General features: G+C 56.4%; 3 protein-coding genes. All 3 read left to right on the top strand.

The window, feature by feature from the left end; all coding sequences use genetic code 11:
- On the top strand, nt 1-344 hold a 344-nt coding region (locus tag BSG20_RS34930), incomplete at its 5' end, for a cation:dicarboxylate symporter family transporter (protein ID WP_143147625.1).
- 1,088 nt (nt 345-1,432) lie between these two features.
- Nucleotides 1,433-1,876 (top strand): NUDIX hydrolase, encoded by a 444-nt coding sequence (locus tag BSG20_RS34925; protein WP_083540078.1) that lies wholly within the window; start codon nt 1,433-1,435, stop codon nt 1,874-1,876.
- A 288-nt stretch (nt 1,877-2,164) separates the two neighbouring features.
- A partial coding sequence (locus BSG20_RS38275; protein WP_143147626.1) for a cytochrome P450 family protein occupies nt 2,165-2,935 on the top strand: 771 nt, incomplete at its 3' end.

Here is a 2,935-nt window from a genome sequence, read left to right as displayed (position 1 = left end):
AGGCGACCGACACACCGCTCTCCCTCGGCGACCAGATCCTGCTGCTGCTCGTCGCCATGCTGAGCTCCAAGGGTGCCGCAGGTATCACCGGCGCCGGCTTCATCACGCTTGCCGCGACGCTCTCGGTCGTTCCGGCGGTGCCGGTCGCCGGCATGGCGCTGATCCTCGGCATCGACCGTTTCATGTCGGAATGCCGCGCAATTACCAATATTATCGGCAATGCAATTGCGACGCTCGTCGTCGCGAAGTGGGAAGGAGAGCTCGATCGCGCGCAGCTCTCGGCCGCGCTTGCCGGCGAGGTGCCGATCGAAATCATTCCGCCGGTGACCAAGCCGGTCAAGTAATGCCTCCCAGGGCCCGCACGGCAAGTGCGGTTTGGCGCGGTCTGGTTCTCCAGATCGCGCCTTTTTTGCGCCGATGGGCGCGCTTTGCCTGCAGCATACGAAGACAACTGGAAGCCGCACCGCCAGGGAGGGACCCAGTAGCTCGCTGATTGGCTCAGATTAGTGTGTGCTGCCCCGACTTCCTGCCCTCATTCGAAATGAAACCGACACCTGTTTTTTGTTGCATCCGCGACACAAGCCAGTCGCGTCAACCTCTCGCTTTCCCGAGGCCTAAATAGCTGAAAGCGGTCATAAAAAACATTTCTTCGGCCTAATTAGTCAGATTGGCATGAGATTTGAAACCTCTCCATCACAAAGCGGCAAGCCACTACAGGCCCGCAGCTGTGTCGCGGGTAGGCGCGATGGAGGAAAGGAAGAGGAAAACTTTGGAAAAGTATTACGCTGCATGGAAGAGGAGAAGCTCATCGCTTCGCTCCATTTCGGAGTGCGTTGTGATGCCGGTTCCGATCTTTTTGAACCATGTTCCCCGTCGCCGTCGGTCAGCGCGTGATAGGGCTTCTTCATCGCGCCATTCGAGCCTGAGAAAGTACCGCCTCGCGGCGAGTCCTCTCGCTCGCCTTTCGCTTGAGAAGCCGAAGACTGCTGACGAGATTAGCGACCCTGCCCCACCTGAAAACGATCCAGCTGATGAGTGGCGAGAGAAAGTAAAAAGGATAGCGATTTCCATTCCCGATCATATCCCGCCCGATTTTGTGGGGGCCTTAATTGGTTACATCGTTTGGCATGTACCGGCGCCCCAACGGAAACCCACTACACGCATCTGTCGCGTCCGGGGAGACCCCCTGGTCGTATCCCCTTTGCACGCGCGATGGACGAGGTACCCAGCTGATCCCGCGACCGCGAGACCAGCGCAAGGCGCTGCATGACCTGCAGACCTTTTCTAGTCATCGCTGCATTTTTTCCCAGCGCTCCAGCGAACGTCGGTCAATGATCCCGCTCGAGCTACATCCATCGGCATATGGTGCACTCTTAAAATCGCTGTTCTCGCTCGGGCGAGTGTGCGGCCCGCTCCGCATGCGCAGGCAATAATGCGTGGGAGTGCTGCCAATCAAGTCGGTGCCATCTGCTTCCGGGCCAATCCTGACGGGATCCTCGAAGTACTTCTGATCACGACACGCGAAACGCACCGCTGGACCATCCCGAAGGGATGGCCGATCCACGGATTGCAGCCGCATGAAGTTGCGCAACGTGAAGCGTGGGAAGAAGCCGGCGTAAAAGGCAAAGCCAAGAAGAAGCCATACGTGTACTACACATATTTGAAGAGGGCTAAAAACAACCGCTCCATTCAGTGCGTCGTTGAAGTTCATCTCCTGCGGGTAAAGAAGGTTAGATTCACATTTCCGGAGTGTCGAGAACGCGTGCTAGCCTGGCTCCCACCGACCGAGGCATCTTCACGGGTTCCCGAACGGGAGCTGAAGAGCCTCATTTCCGGATTGGCCGCCAAATTTAGCTCCGGCGAAACCGGAAAATGAGATTGGCTCAGCAAACCTGACTGCGGATCGATACGCGCCTACAGATATGATTTTGCGATCTCCAAAACCTCTGGTCAACGCGGCAACGGTGAAGACACTCCAAAAGCGGCAAACTGGCGATAGCGGCGTCGCCTCACAGATACCTTCAGTCGGTTTTGTCGGAGTCGCGACACAGCCTTTTTTATCACATCTTGATCATCCTAAAGCTAAGTCATTGAAAGTTTGCCCTTAAATGATCAGTGAGATTGGCATGAGATTTGATTGTCTTACTTCGCGCCCGTCAAGGTGATGAGTCGGTTGGACAGAAGGAGAAAAAGAGTGCAGCGAGATTCCATTCCGGATCATGTTCCATCCGCGTTGGTGAGGGACTTCAGTCTGTTCACATCGCCCGGCATGGCACCAACAGCGAACGGAGACCCGCACGCAGCCGTTGCTCGCGTTCACGGAAAGCCCCGTATTTTTTATTCCCCCTTTAACACACGCGATGGACGGGGTACCTGGGTGATCACGCGCGCTCGAGACCAGCGCAAGGTGCTAGAGGATCTCGATACCTTTTCCAGTCATCGCAGCATCTTCTCCTCCGCACTCGGCGAAAACTGGCCAATGATCCCGCTCGAGCTCGATCCACCGGCCCATGGCATCTTTCGTGCACTCCTAAATCCGCTGTTCTCGTCTGGACGAGTGATGGCGTTGGAGCGGACTGTCCGTAAGCAAGCGAGGGCGCTGATCGACCGGATCGCCCGAATGAGGACAAGCTGTGACGTCATGAAGGATTTCGCCATTCCATTCACAGTTGACGTTTACCTCGGTCTTATGGGGCTCTCGAATAGCCGATCCAAGATTCTTATTCGATGGGTAAGCGACTTGCTCCACGGCAATGGTGTTAAGCGAACGGAGGCGGCCCAATCGATCGTGAAGTTCATTGACGAAGTTGCAGCGATGCGCCGCAAGCAACCAGCTGCCGATTTCATGACGTTCGTCGTGCGGGCGCAGGTTGAGGGTCGCTCCCTGACAAACGAGGAAGTCCGCGGTATCGGCGTGCTATTCTTGATTGCGGGA

It is taken from the genome of Rhizobium tibeticum (assembly GCF_900110205.1).
GTDB classification, from domain to species: domain Bacteria; phylum Pseudomonadota; class Alphaproteobacteria; order Rhizobiales; family Rhizobiaceae; genus Rhizobium; species Rhizobium tibeticum.
Note: the sequence above shows the minus strand (reverse complement) of the source record. Positions and strands in the feature narration are given on the sequence as shown.

Excerpts from the sequence above, each read along its gene's own strand:
- BSG20_RS34925 (WP_083540078.1), top strand. The coding sequence starts at position 1,433 with ATGCGTGGGAGTGCTGCCAATCAAGTCGGTGCCATCTGCTTCCGGGCC.